Consider the following 18,854-nt stretch of genomic DNA (forward strand, 5'->3'; position numbering starts at 1 on the left):
ACAGACCCACGAACCGAGAAGATTCGTATCGGGCCGACGACTGGTTGCGCCATCTATTGTCGGGAGTGTGACGGAATCCGACGCCCACGAGGACTCGACCGACTCCACTGAATCGGCAGTGGCCGATCACCCGAGGAAACGTCCACTGTGGCGTGAGATTCTGATCCTCGTTGTCGTCGCACTTGTCCTGAGTGTTGTCATTCAGAACTTCGTCGGACGCATCTTTCTGATCCCGTCGGAGTCCATGGAACCGACACTTCACGGATGCACCGGCTGCACGGGAGACAAGATCCTCGTCGACAGAATCAGCTATCGATTCGGGGATCCGCAACCTGGGGATGTGGTCGTGTTCAAGGGACCCGAGTCCTGGAACGACGAGTACAAATCCATTCGATCCGACAATTCGATTGTTCGCGCGTTTCAGGGACTCGGGTCCATCGTCGGCTTGGTCCCGCCGGACGAAAACGACCTCGTGAAGCGGGTAGTCGCGGTCGGTGGCCAAACCGTACAGTGTCTGTCCGAGGAAGAGGGGCTTCGGGTGAACGGCAAGCCGCTGACCGAGCCGTACATCGACAAGCGCATTCCGGGCAACGATACCTCTTGTCAAGGAAGGTATTTCGGGCCGGTCACGGTTCCCGACGGGAACCTGTGGGTGATGGGCGACAACCGCGCCCATTCGAAGGATTCACGTTTCCATCTCGATGACGAACACAGTGGAACGGTGCCGATCGACAATGTCATCGGCAAGGTTCAATTGATCGTCCTTCCCTTCTCACGGTGGGGAACTGTGAGCTCGTTCGATCCGCAGTGACAGATCGAATCAACCAGGCGGCCCGCATCTTCGGACGGCACAGTCGACATGGCTCCGCTTTCGGACGATCATCGAGCGCATCTGTTACCGAGGGTAGGAGAACCACATGCGCGCTCGACGCATCACCGCCAATCTCAAAGTCGCCGATGTCGGAACCGCCAAGAGCTTCTACTCCGACTTTCTCGGCCTGAGCACCGAAGAGTTCAACATGGGGTGGGTCGCTCGCTACACCTCTCCCGACACCGGCGCGAACGTACAGCTCGTCACGCACGACGCCACTGCAGCCGAGGACTCGGTCATCTCAGTCCACACGGACGACGTCGACGGCGCCTACGAAGAGGCCCGCAGGCTCGGCTACGAAATCGTGCACCCCATAACGACCGAAGAGTGGGGTGTTCGCCGATTCCTCGTCCGGGCACCCGATGGCAACGTCGTCAACATCGTGCGACACCGGGACTGAGCAGCGGAAAGAACCCCATTCGACGTTTTAGGTCATTTGACCTAAAGTTAGGTGCATGACCGATTCATTGCAGTATTCAGCCGACGGCCCGATCCTCGTGGCCGGCGGATACGGAACCGTGGGCAGCGCCCTGACAGCGTTGCTCGCCCCCGACTTCCCACTACTCCTCACCGGACGCACCCCCGAGCGAGGCGACGAACTGGCCGGCCGTCACGGCGCTTCCGTCCGCCGCTGGGACCTCCTCGACCCGACACCCTTCGACGCGTCCGTACGCGCGGTCGTTTCGACGGTCAACGATCCCCACGATCGTGTCCTGTCCGCCGCCGTCGAGGCCGGCATTCCGTACGTGGACATCACCCGCTGGACAACCCGCGTCGCTCGCGCCGCCACTCTGGCGGGTCAGAAGTCGCCGAGCGCACCGGTGTACCTGTCGTCCGGATGGATGGGCGGAGTCACCAATATCGTCGCCGCAGCGCTGGCCGAGGAACTGGGTGGCGCGAGCACGATCGACGTCTCGATTCGCTACGACGTCAACGACATTGCCGGGCTGGACTCCGTCGACTTCATCGATCGGCTCGGGCAGGATTTCGAGGTGATGCAGCAAGGAAACCCGATCACCGTCAGCCCGTTGACGGATACACGCTGGGTCGACTTCCCCGGATCGCGCACCAAGGTCGGAAGAATCGACACTCCGGAACAATTCACGTTCCCCATGACCTTGGGCGCCGAAACTGCCAGCACTCGAATAGGTTTCAGTTCGAATGCATCCACAACTGCGCTGCTCGCCGCCAAGAAGGTGGGTCTGTTCCGTTGGGGTCGCGGCGACCGCTTCACACCGCTACGACGCGGACTCCTGTACTCGCCGGGCAAGGGCGGGAGCGCGCAAGTACGCATCGATGTCACCGGCCCGAGCGGCACGACAAGCGCGACAATCGTCGACCGGCAGGGCCAGGCTCACCTCACCGCGGTGGGCGGCGCGCTGGCCGTCAGACGAGCCTTGGCCGACGATGCCCGGCCTGGAGTCACTTTCCCCGAATCGCTTCCGAACCCTCGCCGCACCGTCTCCGAGTTGGAGAGCTTCGGGGTGGCAGTATTGCGACCATGACCCTCTCCAAGGGCGCCGCCCGTGCGGCAGCACTTCTCGACGCAGCAGAACAGGTCCTCACTACTCAGGGCAATGCCAACTCGGCAATGCGCGATTTCGCAGCCGCGGCCGGAGTGCGGGTAGGACATCTGCAGCACTACTACCCCACCCGTGCAGATCTGATACGCGCAGTGATGTCACGTGCATTGACCCGCTCACTGGATCGCCTTGCCGTCGTCCCCGATACGGATCAGAGCCTTTCCCGCGAGGAATCCGAACACTTCATCGGAGTCCTGCTCGGAGCACAGGACGACCAGGCCACGGTGCGTCTGTACGTCGAAGTATGGGCCATTGCAGCGGCGGACCAAGAAGTCGCGGTCGTGCTTCGAGACTTCTACGCCCAGTACATCGCACACGTAGAGCGCGCAGTCGCGTGTGCACAACCGGAGCTGGATGCGGCGGAACTTGGCGCGACAGCGCAGACCATCGTGAGCTTGCTCGAGGGTTCCGCAATTCTCCGATCGGGAATCACCGGCCGAAAGTCCGAGGCTTCGGACCGAAAGCTCGTGGACACACTGCAGTACCTGATTCACGGGTCCTGACTCGGACGTATCGTAAAGCCCATGAGCGTTGCAAACGAATGGAGCCGAATCGAAGCGTGGTGCCGTACACACGCACCGGTGACGGCTGCAGCGTTTCAACCAGGACTCGGTGACGCCGTTATCGAGGAATTCGAAGCCTCGACCGGCGTCACGTGGCCCCAGGAACTTCGCGACCTGTATCGGGTCCACAACGGCAGCCTGACCCACGACGACCGGACCGGCCTCTTTCTCGGCAGCGTGCTCCCGGACAAATTCTTCTACCCCATCGACGTCGCAACAGAAGTTCGTCTCACTCTGCTCGAAACGTGGGATGAGACGATCTACGAGAATCCAGACCTCTACGCCGAGGACGAGATGGATCGACACGATCAACGCGACGCAGGCACTGCCGCAACCATGTTCATCCCCTCGTTCGTTCCCTTCGCCGGACTGGACGAGTACCACTACTTCGTGGACACCCGCAGCGGCGCACTCCACCATTGTGTGACCGAGTATGCCTCGGACGCCACTGACAACGGCGGTCCGATCTGGGCGTCCATCTCGGTAATGCTGGCCGCCCATGCCGTAGCGCTGGAAACAGGATCAACGATCGGAGTGTGGAAACCCGTTGTCAGCAAGGGTGTTCTGGAATGGGAAGTCGACGCATGACACCCAAGCAGGATCCGACCCGTCGCACCCTCGCCGACGGGCGTCAGATCTTCTACTTCGACGATGCCGGCAGTGCCCGCGCCCACTCTGCGCGAGATTCCCGCGAATTGCCGGCTCTCGACCACTCGTCTCGGATGAGATTCGACGTTCTCACCGGGGAGTGGATCACCATGGCTTCGCATCGCATGACACGGACACATCTCCCCTCCGCCGCCGAATGTCCATTGTGCCCGACCGACGAAACACGCACGCCCACAGAGATACCCGACGGAGACTACGACGTCGCGGTGTTCGAGAATCGGTTTCCGAGCTTTGCCGCGGCGCCCGAGGAAGACATTGACAGTCCCGGAGACGGTGCGGGCGATCGCCCAGCGGCCGGTCACTGCGAAGTGATGTGCTTCTCGAGCGATCACACGGCGTCCGTCGCCGAGCTTCCACTCGAACGCATGCGCACGATTGTGGGTGCCTGGATTTCTCGGACCGAAGAGTTGTCGGCGGATCCGCTTGTGGAACAAGTGTTCTGCTTCGAGAACCGCGGCGAAGAAATCGGGGTGACACTCACCCATCCACACGGACAGATCTACGCATACCCGTATGTCACGCCACGCACCCGATCGATGCTGACGCAGGCGCACAAACACTTCGAGCGCACCGGTCGCTCACTACTCGGCGATGTTCTGGCGTTCGAGCGCGAGGACAAGGCCCGGTTGATCTACGACGGAGATCACTGGAGCGCCTACGTCCCGACCGCCGCACGATGGCCCATCGAGATTCACCTGGCACCGCACCGAGACGTCCCGGACCTCCCCTCGCTGAACGACCAAGAGCGCGAGGAGCTTGCGGTCGTCTACCAAGATGTCCTACGCCGTATCGATCGCTTCTATCCGGGCGTCGACCGGGTACCGTACATCGCGGCTTGGCACCAAGCTCCCGTCCGCATCAACCGACCTCTGGGCCGACTGCATCTTCAGCTGTTCTCGATCTTGCGCGCACCGGGCAAACTCAAATACCTCGCCGGGTCCGAGTCCGCCATGGGCGCCTGGGTGAACGACACCGTTCCCGAGGCAGTCGCGGCCCGTCTACGGGAGTTGAAATAGTGGATACCGTCTCGAACAATTCTGTGCTCCAACAGTTTCACGCCACCTACGGCTATCCGGCAACCGGAGTGTGGGCGGCACCCGGTCGAGTCAACCTGATCGGTGAACACACGGACTACAACGGTGGATTGTGCCTACCGGTCGCTCTCGAGCAGCGAACACTGGTTGCCGTCGCACTGCGCAGCGACGGGGTCGTCCGCGTGCACAGTCGGCAATCCGCCGAGACGTACACCGGGCCCCTCGGCGACATCGCCACAGGGTGGGCCGCCTACCCCACAGCCGTTCTGTGGTCTCTTGCGCGCAGAGGCCTCCCGATCGAAGGAATCGATCTTGCCGTCGACTCGTCGGTACCGGTCGGGGCCGGGCTATCGAGCTCCGCTGCCCTCACCTGTTCGGTTGCGTTGGCCGTCAACGAACTTCATGATTCACCTTTCGCCCGCGATGAGCTGGTACAGGTGTGCATCCAGGCCGAGAACGACGGCGTCGGCGCACCGACCGGAGGGATGGATCAAACCATTGCCCTCTTTGCTCAGCCCTCGACTGCGCTCCTGCTGGACTGCCAGGACGGATCCACCGAACCCATACCTTTCGAACTCCACGGTGCAGGGTACGAACTGATCGTCATCGACACCCGGGTCAAACACTCGCTCGCAGACGGACAGTACGGAATGCGGCGCTCTCAATGCGTCGCTGCAGCAGCAGCTCTCGGCGTCGGCAGCTTGCGAGAGGCTACAGCAGACCAGGCCGAGACAGTGCGAGACCCGATCCTCCGGGCGCGGGCACGGCACGTCGTGACCGAGATCGAGAGGACGCGGAAGACCGCAGAACTTCTGCGCAGCAGCAGATTCAGTGACGTCGGCGAGCTGTTCGACAACTCGCACGCCTCGTTGCGCGACGACTTCGAGGTCTCGTGCGATGAACTCGACGTCGCCGTTGCCGCAGCACGACGCGGCGGCGCGATCGGTGCGCGGATGACCGGCGGCGGATTCGGAGGCTCAGCCATCGCGCTGGTTCCGGAAGGAAGCGGAGCGGAGGTCATCGCGTCGGTGAGCCGCGACTTTGCGGCGCGAGGTTGGCGAGCACCACACTTTCTCGGCGTCGTTGCCGGGGGTTCGGCCGCCCGTCTCTGAGCGAACGGCACGTTCAGCGCACTGGAGGCGCCGAACGTACCGTTCGCCCTGGTTGGGGCGCCTCGAGATCCCCCTCACATAAATAGTCATCTCAGATGCGAATTATGTAGGTTCAGATCATGCAACTGACGCAGTTCACCGATCTGGGATTGCGCGTCGTCATGCGGTTGGCCGTACTCGACGCGGATGCCTCCCCCAGTACCCGGGATGTTGCGCAGCAGCTCAACGTGTCGTACTCCCATGCCACCAAGGTGGTTACACGGCTCGGAGAGCTCGGCATCGTGACAACCAGGCGCGGCCGCGGCGGTGGGCTTTCCATCACCGAACTCGGCCGCACCGCCACCATCGGCTGGCTGGCCAGACGCCTCGAAGGCCCGGGTGAAGTCGTCGACTGCGAAGGCGACAAACCGTGCCCATTGCGCGGAGGTTGCCTCCTTCGAAGTGCGTTGCGCGAAGCACAGGAAGCGTTTTTCGTTTCACTCGACGCGGTCACGATCGAAGACGTCATCCGGCAGCCGTCCAAAACTGTCCTGCTACGCCTCACCACCCGGAGCGACGAAGCAGGCTGATCAATCGAATTTCGACCGAACGGAGCAGCTCATGCTTTCCCCACAGTCAACCGAGGTCATTCGCGCCACCCTTCCCGTGGTCGGCGCTGCCATCGGCGATATCACAACCCTGTTCTACCGCAAGATGTTCGACGCACATCCTGAACTCGAACGTGATTTGTTCAATCGCGGCAATCAGAAACAGGGCGAACAGCAGAAGGCTCTCGCCGGTGCCATCGCGGCATTCGCGACGCTTCAGCTCGAGCCGGACAGCGCCAAGGTCGATCTCATACTCTCACGCATCGCGCACAAGCATGCGTCGCTGGGAATCACGCCCGACCAGTACGCAATCGTGCACGAACACCTCTTTGCCGCGATCGTCGAAATACTCGGCGATGCAGTCACTCCCGACGTCGCGGCAGCCTGGGACGAGGTCTACTGGCTGATGGCGGAAACCCTCATCACGATGGAGCGTGGCCTCTACCAACTCGCCGGCGTCGACGCCGGTGACGTCTGGCGCACGGTAAGGATCAGCGAACGAGTTCTTCAGTCCGCCGACACCGTCTCACTGACGCTCACCTCGCTCGACGGTAGCGCACTCCCCACCTTCGCTCCCGGACAGTACCTTTCGGTCGGGGTTACGCTGCCCGACGGCGCCCGCCAGATCCGCCAATACAGCCTGTGTTCGATACCGAGCAGCGCAGACTGGCGGATCAGCGTCAAGCGAATCTCCGGAACTCCCGATGGCGAAGTGTCGAACTTCCTCTACAACAACGTATTCGAAGGTCAAGAACTCTCCGTCACCACACCTTTCGGCGATCTCACCATGCCGGACGACAACTCACCGCTCCTGCTCGCGTCGGCCGGAATCGGTTGCACACCGATGATCGGGATGCTCAATCATCTCGTGGACACCGGCGCTGACCGTTCGGTATCTGTCATCCATGCGGATCGATCCATTGCGGATCACGCGCACCGCGCAGAACTCAGCACACTCGTCGACCAGATTCCCGCCGCAACCCTGCACCGTTGGTACGAGGATCTCGGCACGCACGTTGCGTTCGGATCGGTTCACGAAGGACGGGCGGATTTGCAAGGTATTGCAGTGGAGCCCGATACCCAAGCCTTCCTTTGCGGGCCGATGCCGTTCATGTTGGCGATGCGCGCATCGTTGCTCGAAAGGGACGTCCCGGCACAGAATATCCACTACGAGGTCTTCGGGCCCGACAGCTGGGCCAACACCTGAGCGGACCACTGCCTGCGAACTGGACCTTGGCGCGCGACTGCAAACCCTTGTGTACTCGACGAAACATACGCACTCGAGTAGTGGGAGACCGACATGATCACGTCAGCGTCGATGACGGGAGTCGCGCTGATCGCCCTGGCGATGGTTCTGACACCGGGCCCCAACATGATCTATCTGGTGTCCCGCAGCATCAGCCAGGGCCGCCGGGCGGGTTTGATCTCGCTCGGCGGAGTCGCAACCGGTTTCCTGGTCTACCTCACCGCCACGTGGGCAGGGCTGACGGCGGTTCTCTTCGCCGTACCAACGGTGTTCACCGCGGTGAAGATCGGTGGTGCCCTGTACCTGGCCTATCTCGCCTGGTCGACACTCCGACCAGGTGGGAAGTCCGCTTTCGAGGTGGGCGAGGTCGACCGCCACGGTAGCGGCCGTCTGTTCGGGATGGGGTTGACCACCAATCTGCTCAATCCCAAGATTGCGCTGATGTACGCGGCCCTGATCCCCCAGTTCGTCGATCCCACTGCGGGTCCGGTCTGGCAACAGGCACTCGTACTCGGCGGCGTGCAGATCCTGGTCGCAGTCACCGTCAACGCGTTGATCGTGTGCTGTGCGGCAGCCGTGTCGACCTTCCTCATGGCGCGTCCGGTGTGGATGCGGGCTCAGAAATGGCTAGCTGGTGGCATTCTCGGAATCTTCGCCACCCGCATGGCCCTGGAGTAGTTTCAGTCCTTCGGACGTTGGTCGATCAGACGACGCGCTTTGCCGATCGAGCGTTCGAGTCCGCCGGGTTCGAGAACGCTCACCTCGACCGTGACACCGATCTTGTTCTTCACCAGCTTCTGCAACGCCGAAGACGCTGCCGCATGATCGGAAATTGCCGCGTCAGGGCGAGCCTCGACGCGCACTGTCAGAGTATCCATCCGGCCCGGACGCTCCAGCACACACTGGAATTGGGGTGCCAGGGCGGGGACGGTCAGGATCAGCTCTTCGATCTGTGTGGGGAACAGATTGACCCCACGCAGGATGATCATGTCGTCGGTCCGGCCGGTGACCTTCTGCATCCGACGCATCGAGCGCGCCGTACCGGGCAACAGACGGGTCAGGTCCCTGGTTCGGTAGCGAATGATGGGCAGCGCTTCCTTGGTGAGAGAGGTGAAAACCAGCTCACCTTCTTCACCGTCCGGAAGCACTTCGCCCGTGACCGGATCGATGATCTCCGGGTAGAAGTGGTCTTCCCAGATATGGAGCCCGTCTTTGGTTTCCACACATTCCATTGCCACACCCGGGCCCATGATCTCGGAGAGTCCGTAGATGTCGACCGCATGCAAGTCGAGTTGCTGTTCCAGCTCGGTACGCATCTGTTCGGTCCACGGCTCCGCTCCGAAAACTCCCACCCTCAGTGAGGTCTTCGAGGGATCGATGCCTTTCTTGATCATCGCATCCACGATGGTCAACATGTACGACGGAGTCACCATGATGGCGTCGGGCTCGAAGTCCTCGATCAGTTGAATCTGCCGCTCGGTCATGCCACCGGACATGGGAATAACCGTGCAGCCCAAGCGCTCCGCACCGTAGTGTGCTCCCAATCCACCGGTGAACAGACCGTACCCGTAAGCCACGTGAACCTTGTCCGAAGACCGCACGCCGCCGGCCGAGAGACTGCGCGCGATGAGATCGGCCCAGTTGTTCAGGTCGTTGCTCGTGTACCCCACCACCGTCGGGCGACCGGTGGTCCCCGAAGACGCGTGAATTCGCGAGACCCGGTCCTGGGGCACTGCAAACATCTTGAACGGATAGTTCTCACGTAGATCCGCTTTGGTGGTGAAGGGGAACTTCGCGAGATCGCTCAGATCCTTCAAGTCGCTCGGGTGGACGCCGGCGTCGTCGAAAGCTTTGCGGTAGTGCGGAACATTGGTGTACGCGTGCATCAGGGACCATTGCATCCGCTCGAGTTGGAGCGTCGAAATGCGGTCCCGACTGGCAAATTCGATGTCTTGCGATGTAGCAGTGGCGAGTTCGGTCATGATTGTCTCCGGTGGGCTCAGTGAGGGCGCTGTGCGGGCGGTCAGGCGTCGAAATCGACTGTTATCTGTTCACCGACAGGGAAGGTCTGGCAGGTCAGTACAAAACCCGCGTCGACTTCGTAGTCTTCGAGTGCGTAGTTCCTGCGCATCTCGACGTCACCGCAGGTGACCTTGGCGCGACACGTTCCACAGACCCCGCCCTTGCACGCGAAGGGCAGATCCGATCGGTACTGTTCCGCTGCATCGAGAATCGACTGGTCTCGCGGAAGTGTCGCGGTGGTCGATCGACCGTCGAGCGTGATGGTGACCTCGCTGCCTGGTCCCACAATTCCGGGCTCACGATGCACTGCAACCGGCGGAGCGACGTCGTCGACGTAGAACAGCTCGTGATGGATGCGATCCTTGGCAATTCCTAAGCCGGCCAGTACTTCCTGGGCGTCGTTGACCATCCCGAACGGACCACACAACCAGAAGCCGTCGACCTGGTCGCACGGAACGAGAGAGGTGAAGATCTCGCGCAACCGGTCGGCGTCGAGACGGCCCGAGAACAACTCGACCTCGCGCGGCTCGCGAGAGAGGACATGAATAACGTCCAGGCGTGCACCGTACCGGTCCTTCAGGTCGGCGATTTCTTCGGCGAACATGACCGAACGGGTGCGCCTGTTCCCGTACAGCAGGGTGACATCGGCCTCGGGGTTCACCAGCAGTGTTGCAGCGATGGACAACATGGGCGTGATTCCGGAGCCCGCCGCGATCAGAACGTGCCGTCCACCCAATGCCGGATCGGCGACAAAATTGCCAGATGGGCCCAGGACGTCGATTCGATCCCCGGCCTTGACGTCTCGCACCAACCAGGAGGAGAAGAGTCCGTCTGCTACTTCGCGAACCCCCACACGTGGAGACGCCCCGACCGGTGCACAAATCGAGTAGGAGCGACGGTGTTCGACGCCATCGATCATCCGCCGCAGTGTCAGTGACTGCCCGGCGCCGAAGTCGAATTGATCGGCGATATCGGCAGGCACGTCGAAGGTGACGGCAACTGCGTCGTCGCACAGTGATTCGACACCGGCGACCGTCAACGGGTGAAATGGTTTGTTCCGGTCCGTCGTTGCGGTACTCATCTGTTCAGATCTCCTTCACGTGATCGAACGGCTCGAGGCAGTCGAGGCAGCGATAGAGCGCTTTGCACAGGGTCGCACCGAATTCCGAACTCAGTCTGGTGTTTGCCGAACCGCACTGGGGGCACAGGATGTCGCGCGGCTTGGCCGTCAAGGTCAAGGCGATCGGGCCGGAGGTGCGACGCGGCGCGGCCCCCGGCACCGAGTACCCGGCCGTCCGAAGTTTCGCGAGCCCCTCTTCGCTGATCCAATCCGAACTCCAAGGCGGCGACAGTTGAGTCTTGATCTGGACGCTGCCGTACCCCGCGTCGGTCAGCTTGTGCTCGATGTCGTCTCGCATCGTCGCCATCGCCGGACACCCGGAATAGGTGGGAGTGATTGTCACACAGACCAAGTTCGCTTCGACGTCGACCGATCGGATGACGCCGAGATCGGCCAAGGTCAACAGTGGCATCTCCGGATCCATCACCGAGGCGACGATCTCCTGCGCCGAAGAGACGGTAGCGGCAGTCACGGTCACCACACCCCTTCCGGATGCTCCCGAGCGACGCTCTGCATTTCGGCGAGAAGTAGCCCCAGTGCCCCGGTGTGCAGTCCGGCACGCCCGCCGCGGCCGCCGACGAAACCGGAGAAACGCGAAGGGGGCTCTTCCATTTCGGCTGCATGGAGGACCTGGGCAAGAACAGCGTCGAACTCCGGCCGAACAGTACGCGGATCCACTCCGACGCCAACTTCTGCCAAAACGAGTTCGTCCTGGGTGGGAACAAAGAGTTCGTCCACGAACGGGAAGATCTCGAGCAGGGCCGCGGCAGTCCGACGCTTGGATTCTGCCGTGCCGGCGCCCAACGTGACAACCCATCTTGCCGCGTAGTCGCGGTGGTAGGTCAGTTCTTTGACGCCCTTGTTCGCCACGGCCGCGAGGACCGGGTCCCGCGATGTGCGGAGCCGATCGAACAGCGCCAGCCGCCAGGTCGAGAACACGAGTAGCCGAACGACCGTGTGCGCGAAGTCGCCGTTGGCGAGCTCCACCAGTCTCACGTTGCGGAAACCGAACTGATCACGAAAGAAGGCAAGCGCATCTTCAGCCGGCACCGGCGACGTGTCCGAGATGAACGGAACGACAGTGGAATCGGCTGCTGCCGCGCGAGCCAGCAGCAGCCTGGCCTGTCCGATCAGATCCAGACCGACATTCGCGAGAGCTACCTCTTCTTCGAGTTCCGGTGCCCGCGTCGACCATTCGGCGAGGCGCTGCGAACTGACGAGCGCGTCGTCGCCGAGCATGAGGCAGTAGCGCGCCAGCGCACCGAGATCGACGTCATCCGGCACCGTGGTGTCGACTCCGGCGAGGGGGTCGTCGAAGCTGGTTCCGAACGCCCACTGACCGTGGCCGTCGCCGTCGACCAGGCCGTCGTAGGCACTGTCGTGATCGTTCATCTGTTGGTCCTCGAAGTCGAAGTGATTCTCACATGTGCGGAACGGAGTCCGGGATGTCGTAGAAAGTCGGGTGCCGGTAGACCTTGTCGCCGCTCGGCGCGAAGAACGGATCCTTTTCTGCCGGACTCGAAGCCACGATGTTCGCTGACGGCACGACCCAGATGCTCACGCCTTCGTTACGTCTGGTGTAGACGTCGCGCGCGTGGCGTAGGGCCATCTGATCGTCTGCCGCGCGCAGGGATCCGACATGCACGTGGTTCAGTCCGCGCTTTCCCCTCAGAAATACCTCGTACAAAGGCCATTCGCCCCGCACCTGATCGCGCTGTACCTGATCGTTCTCGCTCATGATGTTTCCCCAGTCGTGCGATCGTGCGCGAGTCTCTCGCGCTGTGCAAAGGCGTACGCGGCCTCGCGAACCCAGGCCCCGTTGTCGTGTGCGGCTTTCCGATTGGTGATCCGCTCGACGCTCGCCGCTCCGTTGCCGCGGACCACGTCCATGAATTCGCTCCAGTCCGGCTCGCCGAAATCGTGTGCGCCACGCTCGGGGTTCCAGCGCAGGTCGGGATCAGGGAAGGTCACACCGAGTATCTCGGCCTGCGGTATCGACATGTCCACGAATCGTTGCCGCAGTTCGTCGTTCGTGTGCCGCTTGATGCGCCACTTCATCGACTGCTCGGTGTTCGGCGATTCGTCGTCCGGCGGTCCGAACATCATCAGAGCGGGCCACCACCATCGGTCGACGGCTTCCTGCACCATTGCCCGTTGAGCTTCCGTGCCGCGCATCATCGTCGCCAACAGCTCGAAGCCTTGCCGCTGATGGAACGATTCCTCCTTGCACACACGGATCATCGCGCGCGCATACGGCCCGAAGGAGCTGCGGCACAGCGGAACCTGATTGCAGATAGCGGCTCCGTCGACCAGCCAGCCGATCACACCCACGTCGGCGTAGGTCAGTGTCGGGTAGTTGAAGATCGAGGAGTACTTCTGCTTTCCCTCGATCAGTTTGGTGGTCAGATCGCCACGATCGGCACCGAGCGTCTCGGCCGCGGAGTAGAGATACAGACCGTGCCCGGCTTCGTCCTGGACCTTCGCCATCAGGATCGCCTTGCGTCGCAACGAAGGCGCACGGGTGAGCCAGTTTCCCTCGGGCTGCATTCCGATGATTTCGGAGTGCGCATGCTGGGCAACCTGACGGATCAGAGTCTTGCGGTAGCCGTCCGGCATCCAGTCGCGAGGCTCGATGCGCTGGTCTGCCGCGATCGTCTCGTCGAACAGGTTCTGCAGGTCTTGTGGAGCTTCCACGTTGGTCATCGTACCTACCTTTTATTACCGAATGATCGGTTGGTAACTAGTATGCACCGAGGTGTCCCAGCACACAAGAGAATCTTTCGCCGCACCAGAAATCAGCGGCCCTCGAAAACCGGCTTCTGCTTCGACAGGAAAGCCGTGACTGCGCCTCGATGATCTGCCGTGGAACCCAGCTCCACCTGTGCGTTCGCCTCGGCCGCCAGCGTCCGGGAAAGCCCAGGAGCAACGGCACGGATCAGCGATTTCACGTGGGCGAAGGCCGCGGTGGGTCCGTCGGCAAGCCGACGCGCGAGTACCCGAGCCTCAGCTGCGACGTCCTCGTCGGCCACCACGCGATGAACCAAGCCCCACTCCAGCGCACTCTGCGCGTCGAACTTGTCGCCGAGCAACATCAGGCCACTGGCGCGGCTAGGTCCGAGCGCGTGCACGAGCGCATGACTGAGCCCGGAGTCACTGGCCAGACCGATGCCGGTGAATGCCGTCGCAAAGCTCGCGCGAGCCCCCACGACACGGATGTCTCCGGCCAACGCGATTCCCAACCCGGCCCCGACGCAGGCTCCGCCGATACCCACCACCACCGGGACAGAGAGCGCCGACAGCGCCGTGACGATGGGGTTGTAGTGCGCCTCGACGGTATCCATCGCGTGCGCAGGATCAGCATCCAACGCTGCGGCGTGCTCGCCCAGATCCTGACCGACGCAGAAGTTCTTGCCTTCGGCGAGAATCAACACCGCTCGAACCTCTGCGTCCGCGTGGACCTGCAGCAACGCTTCGAGCATCTGAGACTTCATTTCGCCGTTGACGGCATTGGCGGCCTTGGGTCGGTCGAGAGTGATTGTCGCCAAACCTCGCTCGATCTCCAAGCGAATCACGTCAGTCATCGATGTTCCTTTCGCAGGAAGTTCGGTTCAGCTCCATGTGTGAAAACCCTGTCCCGTCTTGCGCCCCAACTCGCCGCGAGCCACCTTCTCTCGCAGCAGTGCTGGAGGTGCAAATCGATCACCGAGCGTGCTCGCGAGGTGTTCGGCGATCGCCAGGCGCACATCCAACCCGACCAGATCTGTCGAACGCAGCGGGCCCATCGGATGCCGATACCCCAATTCCATTGCTCGGTCGATCGATTCCGCGTCCGCCACACCCTCTTCGAGCATGCGGATGGCTTCGAGCCCGAGACCGACACCAAGCCGGCTGGTTGCAAAACCAGGTGAGTCGTTGACGAGCACCTCGGCTTTGCCGAGCATCGACACCCATGCTCGTACCGAGTCGACAACCTCGGGGCGGGTCTGAGGCGCCCGGACGATCTCGACCAACAGCGACGCCGGGACTGGATTGAAGAAGTGCATACCGATGAACCGGCCCGGATCCGTCAGCGCTGCGCCGAGTTCGGCGATCGACATGGAACTGGTGTTGCTGGCGATCACGGTGCTTTCTCCGGCAACGGTTTCCGCAGCGGCGAGCACCTCGACCTTGAGGGCCGCAATTTCCGGGACCGCCTCGACGATCAGGTCGAGCGACGGTGGCAACGAGGTCACTGCGTCCACGGTGCTCACGCGCGCCAGCACCGTCGCGGGGTCCTGGTCGTCGAGTTTCCCTCGCTCGTGAGCTCTGTCGAGGCCGGCGGAAACACGCTGCAACGCGGCCGCGGTGTCGCCACTCTCCGCGATGGTGACCGCCCCGCCGAGACTGGCGAACACCTGGGCGATACCCGCACCCATGCGTCCACCGCCGATGACTCCGACGGTCTTCGGTGCAACTGCTTCAGTCATGATTTCTTCTCCAGGAAGGCCGTCATGCGATCGCGCTTGTCCGAACTCTCGAACAGGACGGCCTGGGCGATGTCGTCGGCAAACGGATGCGATCCCGGCGCATCGACGATGATCTTGGTCAATCGCAGTGCCAGCGGGGACAGTCGGGAAATGCGGTCGAGCAGCCGATGCGCTGCGTCGACGTGGCAGTTCGGTTCGGTTACCTCGACAACCAGGCCCGCTCGTAGCGCCTGCTCGGCGTCGAGGTTTCTGGCACCGAGGAGCACCTGCTTCGCGATCGAGACGCCGACGAGCTTCGGCAATCGATAGCTGGCGCCGGCGGCTGCCATTATGCCGAGATTGGGCTCCGGATTCCCGAAGACCGCCGTCGTTGTCGCGATGCGAATGTCGCAGGCGTAGGTCAACTCTGCCCCACCGCCGAGCGCGTAGCCGCTCACGGCGGCCACGGTGGGAAGCGGGAGCTTTCCGATTCGGTCGAACAGCGTGCGGTTGATACCCGCGAACGCTTCCTCTCGTCCGCGCTCTCGGAGCTCCGCGATGTCAGCGCCGCCTGCGAAGTGGTCGCCGCGCCCCGCAAGCATGAGCAGCTTCGGATCCCGTTCGAGGCGTCCACAAACCTGATGCAGTTCGTCGATCATTTCCGCGTTGATCGCATTGCGTTGCGCGGGCCTGTCGAGGGTGACCACGACGCGATCCTCGCGCTCGTCCACGTGCAGGGTGTTCACATTCGCTCCTTCTCGCTCTTCTCCATTAGTAACCGAACATTCGGTCGTTTGGCAAGGGTGAGAACGAGGATGGTGCACAGCTTTGCCCGAACTGAGAAGATGGGGACATGACTACGGCACGCCCCACTCGACGCACCGGCCTCCCCGGACGTCCCGGCTACGACCTCGATTCGCTCCTGGCCGTGGCCGTGAAGGTGTTCAACGACAAGGGCTACGACGGCGCCAGCATGGAGGTGCTCGCCAAGAAACTCGGCATCACGAAGTCCTCGATCTACCACCATGTGTCCGGAAAGTCAGAACTTCTCGAACTCGCCCTTTCGCGTGCACTCAACGCCCTGTTTGCGGTCACGACCGAAGAGTGCGCCACCACCGGTCCGTACATCGACCGGCTCGAATACCTGGTCCGGCGCAGCGTAGAGGTGCTGGTCGCAGAGCTTCCATACGTCACCCTGCTCCTGCGCGTCCGCGGCAACACGACGGTCGAGCGCGCCGCGCTAGCTCGTCGACGCGAATTCGACAACTTCGTCGGAGGTCTCGTCGCGTCCGCCGCAGCGGAGGGAGACTTGCGCCCGGACATCGAACCAGCCCTCGCCAGCAAGCTGATGTTCGGCACCGTCAACTCACTGATCGAGTGGTACAAACCCCGAGCGGGTGAGTCCGTCTCCGACATCGCCGACGCGGTCGTCGCCGTCACTTTCGACGGACTTCGCAAGGCCTGACTCCAGGCAGTTCTGCCGAATCCTTGACAACGCGGCGTTACCGGGCGATCGTAATTACCGACCGAACGTACGGTGAGATGGAGTTGTCGTGAGCAGACTGTTGGAAAGCTATGTGGCCGGTCAGTGGTACGCCGCACCGGACGCAGGTACCCCGTTGCCGAGCGCAGTGGACGGATCGGAGGTGGCCCGGATCTCCGCAACCGGCATCGACCTCGCCGAGATGGTTACGTACGCCCGCGAGGTCGGCGGGCCTGCACTGTCCGCGATGACCTTCCACGAACGTGCCGGCGCGCTCAAGGCTCTCGCCCTCACGTTGATGGCAGGAAAAGCCGAGTTCTACACACTCTCCACTGCCACCGGTGCGACGACGCGAGATTCCGGGGTGGACATCGACGGCGGATTCGGGACCCTGCTGAGCTACGCGAGCAAGGCTCGGCGCGAATTGCCCGACAGCACAGTCTTTCTGGACGGAAACGTCGAGCCTCTCGGCAAGGGCGGAACCTTCCTCGGGCAACACATCTATACATCACGTCGCGGCGTCGCCGTGCAGATCAACGCCTTCAATTTCCCGGTGTGGGGGTTCCTGGAGAAGCTGGCACCGGCATTCATCGCGGGGGTGCCGTCCATCGTCAAACCTGCCAGTTCCACGGCATATCTCACCGAACTCGTCTTCCGGCGCATCATCGAGTCAGGCTTGCTCCCAGAGGGTTCCGTCCAACTGCTCTCCGGTAGTGCACGCGGCCTCCTCGATCACCTCGGCGGGCAGGACTCAGTGGCATTCACCGGATCCGCCGACACCGCAGCAACGCTGCGTGCTCACCCGAACGTCGTCGGCAAGGGTGTCCATTTCAATGCCGAAGCCGATTCACTCAACGCGTCGATCCTCGGCGAGGACGCCATACCAGGAACGCCCGAATTCGATTTGTACGTCAAACAACTCGTCACCGAGATGACGGTCAAGGCGGGCCAGAAGTGCACGGCGATCCGGCGCGCCCTGGTCCCGCTCTCGCTGGTCGACGCCGTTGTCGATGCCGCATCCGAGCGACTGAACAAAGTTGTCGTGGGACACCCCGATGCTGATGGCGTCACTATGGGAGCTCTCGCCAGCATCGAACAGCGTGATGAGGTCTTGAAATCCATTCGCGGTCTGACGAAGTCGGCAACCATCGTATTCGGAGACCCGGACAACGTGGACGTGGTCGGTGCCGACGGCCAGTCAGGAGCCTTCCTTTCCCCAGTCCTTCTCCGGGCGGAAGAGAATGCGCACGAGGTACACGAACTGGAGGCCTTCGGACCCGTCAGCACCGTCATCGGATACGACGGCATCGATCATGCGATCGAACTCGCGGCCCGTGGCGAGGGAAGCCTCGTCGCCTCGGTGGTCACTGCCGACACCGACATCGCACGTCGACTGGTGCTGGGTCTCGCAGCTTTTCACGGCAGAGTGCTCGTGCTGAACCGCGACGACGCCAAGGAATCCACCGGCCACGGCTCTCCCCTTCCAGTCCTCGTACACGGCGGTCCCGGCCGTGCCGGCGGCGGTGAGGAGCTGGGTGGCATCCGCGGAGTTCTGCACCACATGCAGCGGACCGCCGTACAGGGCACACCCGACGTCCTCACCGCAGTCGGCGAGCGCTGGTTCACCGGATCGCAGCGCACGACCGGATCCGAACATCCATTCCGAAAGAGTCTCGCCGAGTTGAAGATCGGTGACACTGTTGTCGGCGGTCCGCGCCAGGTCACACTCGCAGACATCGATCATTTTGCAGAGTTCACCGGTGACACCTTCTACGCTCACACCGATCCGGTGGCCGCTGCGGCGAATCCACTCTTCGGCGGCATCGTCGCGCACGGCTATCTTGTTGTCTCACTCGCTGCGGGCCTGTTCGTCGACCCGGCTCCCGGCCCGGTTCTCGCGAACTTCGGCGTGGACAGCCTCAGGTTCCTGACTCCGGTCAAAGCCGAAGACAGCCTGACGGTCACCCTCACAGCCAAGACCATCACACCTCGCAGCAGCGCCGACTACGGTGAGGTTCGTTGGGACGCCGTGGTGACGAACCAGGACAACGATCCGGTCGCGACATACGACGTCCTGACTCTGGTAGCCAAGACTCGCCCCGAAGGGAATTGAAAGCAC

21 protein-coding genes are annotated in these 18,854 nt (G+C 62.4%); 12 read left to right on the forward strand and 9 right to left on the reverse strand.

The window, feature by feature from the left end; translation table 11 throughout:
• The first annotated feature begins 67 nt into the window (after positions 1–67).
• The 10 genes from lepB (at position 68) to P3G66_RS15345 (ending at position 8,343) form a co-directional block, all read left to right on the forward strand.
• A complete protein-coding gene (gene lepB / locus P3G66_RS15300) occupies positions 68–811 on the forward strand; it encodes a signal peptidase I (protein ID WP_042446389.1) in 744 nt (247 codons plus the stop codon).
• A gap of 106 nt (positions 812–917) precedes the next feature.
• Positions 918–1,271 (forward strand): glyoxalase superfamily protein, encoded by a 354-nt coding sequence (locus P3G66_RS15305; protein ID WP_003942961.1) that lies wholly within the window; start codon positions 918–920, stop codon positions 1,269–1,271.
• Between the two features lie 55 nt (positions 1,272–1,326).
• Positions 1,327–2,376 (forward strand): saccharopine dehydrogenase, encoded by a 1,050-nt coding sequence (locus P3G66_RS15310; RefSeq protein ID WP_042921555.1) that lies wholly within the window; start codon positions 1,327–1,329, stop codon positions 2,374–2,376.
• On the forward strand, positions 2,373–2,957 hold the full coding sequence (locus P3G66_RS15315; protein WP_276116795.1) for a TetR/AcrR family transcriptional regulator: 585 nt from the start codon (positions 2,373–2,375) through the stop codon (positions 2,955–2,957). Before P3G66_RS15310 ends, P3G66_RS15315 begins: the two co-directional genes overlap by 4 nt.
• A gap of 21 nt (positions 2,958–2,978) precedes the next feature.
• Entirely contained in the window at positions 2,979–3,605 is a 627-nt protein-coding gene (locus P3G66_RS15320; RefSeq protein WP_042446400.1) for an SMI1/KNR4 family protein, read from the forward strand.
• On the forward strand, positions 3,602–4,702 hold the full coding sequence (gene galT / locus P3G66_RS15325; RefSeq protein ID WP_047269402.1) for a galactose-1-phosphate uridylyltransferase: 1,101 nt from the start codon (positions 3,602–3,604) through the stop codon (positions 4,700–4,702). The genes P3G66_RS15320 and galT overlap by 4 nt, the downstream gene beginning before the upstream one ends.
• On the forward strand, positions 4,702–5,832 hold the full coding sequence (galK, locus tag P3G66_RS15330) for a galactokinase (RefSeq protein ID WP_099697153.1): 1,131 nt from the start codon (positions 4,702–4,704) through the stop codon (positions 5,830–5,832). The genes galT and galK overlap by 1 nt, the downstream gene beginning before the upstream one ends.
• A 119-nt stretch (positions 5,833–5,951) precedes the next feature.
• A complete protein-coding gene (locus tag P3G66_RS15335; protein ID WP_003943059.1) occupies positions 5,952–6,401 on the forward strand; it encodes an Rrf2 family transcriptional regulator in 450 nt (149 codons plus the stop codon).
• Positions 6,402–6,432: 31 nt separating this feature from the next.
• Positions 6,433–7,626 carry a globin domain-containing protein gene (locus tag P3G66_RS15340; protein WP_064075004.1) on the forward strand — a complete coding sequence of 398 codons (1,194 nt, stop codon included), beginning with the start codon at positions 6,433–6,435 and terminating at the stop codon, positions 7,624–7,626.
• Positions 7,627–7,719: 93 nt separating this feature from the next.
• The gene (locus tag P3G66_RS15345) at positions 7,720–8,343 is read left to right on the forward strand and encodes a LysE family translocator (RefSeq protein ID WP_276116796.1); all 624 of its coding nucleotides are present in this window, start codon (positions 7,720–7,722) and stop codon (positions 8,341–8,343) included.
• Positions 8,344–8,345: 2 nt separating this feature from the next.
• Here P3G66_RS15345 and paaK read toward each other — a convergent pair whose 3' ends face one another.
• From paaK to P3G66_RS15390, 9 genes are all read right to left on the reverse strand, one after another.
• Positions 8,346–9,647: a phenylacetate--CoA ligase PaaK gene (gene paaK, locus P3G66_RS15350; protein ID WP_276116797.1), complete on the reverse strand. Its 1,302-nt coding sequence runs from the start codon at positions 9,645–9,647 to the stop codon at positions 8,346–8,348.
• Positions 9,648–9,688: 41 nt separating this feature from the next.
• Positions 9,689–10,768 carry a 1,2-phenylacetyl-CoA epoxidase subunit PaaE gene (paaE, locus tag P3G66_RS15355; protein ID WP_276116798.1) on the reverse strand — a complete coding sequence of 360 codons (1,080 nt, stop codon included), beginning with the start codon at positions 10,766–10,768 and terminating at the stop codon, positions 9,689–9,691.
• A 4-nt stretch (positions 10,769–10,772) separates the two neighbouring features.
• Complete coding sequence (paaD, locus tag P3G66_RS15360; RefSeq protein ID WP_037130654.1) at positions 10,773–11,279, reverse strand: 1,2-phenylacetyl-CoA epoxidase subunit PaaD; 507 nt, start codon at positions 11,277–11,279, stop codon at positions 10,773–10,775.
• 2 nt (positions 11,280–11,281) lie between these two features.
• Positions 11,282–12,199, reverse strand: coding sequence for a 1,2-phenylacetyl-CoA epoxidase subunit PaaC (paaC, locus tag P3G66_RS15365; RefSeq protein ID WP_029256501.1), 918 nt, complete (start codon positions 12,197–12,199; stop codon positions 11,282–11,284).
• A gap of 28 nt (positions 12,200–12,227) precedes the next feature.
• Positions 12,228–12,545, reverse strand: a complete 318-nt coding sequence (gene paaB / locus P3G66_RS15370) for a 1,2-phenylacetyl-CoA epoxidase subunit PaaB (protein ID WP_007730622.1) — start codon at positions 12,543–12,545, stop codon at positions 12,228–12,230.
• The gene (gene paaA / locus P3G66_RS15375) at positions 12,542–13,510 is read right to left on the reverse strand and encodes a 1,2-phenylacetyl-CoA epoxidase subunit PaaA (RefSeq protein ID WP_029256502.1); all 969 of its coding nucleotides are present in this window, start codon (positions 13,508–13,510) and stop codon (positions 12,542–12,544) included. The genes paaB and paaA overlap by 4 nt, the downstream gene beginning before the upstream one ends.
• 92 nt (positions 13,511–13,602) lie before the next feature.
• The gene (locus P3G66_RS15380) at positions 13,603–14,388 is read right to left on the reverse strand and encodes an enoyl-CoA hydratase-related protein (RefSeq protein WP_276116799.1); all 786 of its coding nucleotides are present in this window, start codon (positions 14,386–14,388) and stop codon (positions 13,603–13,605) included.
• A gap of 27 nt (positions 14,389–14,415) precedes the next feature.
• Complete coding sequence (locus P3G66_RS15385) at positions 14,416–15,273, reverse strand: 3-hydroxyacyl-CoA dehydrogenase family protein (protein ID WP_007730617.1); 858 nt, start codon at positions 15,271–15,273, stop codon at positions 14,416–14,418.
• The gene (locus tag P3G66_RS15390) at positions 15,270–15,998 is read right to left on the reverse strand and encodes an enoyl-CoA hydratase/isomerase family protein (RefSeq protein WP_276116800.1); all 729 of its coding nucleotides are present in this window, start codon (positions 15,996–15,998) and stop codon (positions 15,270–15,272) included. The genes P3G66_RS15385 and P3G66_RS15390 overlap by 4 nt, the downstream gene beginning before the upstream one ends.
• A gap of 107 nt (positions 15,999–16,105) precedes the next feature.
• Between P3G66_RS15390 and P3G66_RS15395 the strand changes: the two genes are divergently transcribed.
• Complete coding sequence (locus P3G66_RS15395; RefSeq protein ID WP_276116801.1) at positions 16,106–16,717, forward strand: TetR/AcrR family transcriptional regulator; 612 nt, start codon at positions 16,106–16,108, stop codon at positions 16,715–16,717.
• A gap of 88 nt (positions 16,718–16,805) precedes the next feature.
• Positions 16,806–18,848, forward strand: a complete 2,043-nt coding sequence (gene paaZ, locus P3G66_RS15400; protein WP_047269395.1) for a phenylacetic acid degradation bifunctional protein PaaZ — start codon at positions 16,806–16,808, stop codon at positions 18,846–18,848.
• Positions 18,849–18,854: the final 6 nt, after the last annotated feature.

It is taken from the genome of Rhodococcus sp. C3V, assembly GCF_029269915.1.
Classification (GTDB): Bacteria; Actinomycetota; Actinomycetes; order Mycobacteriales; family Mycobacteriaceae; genus Rhodococcus_F; species Rhodococcus_F qingshengii.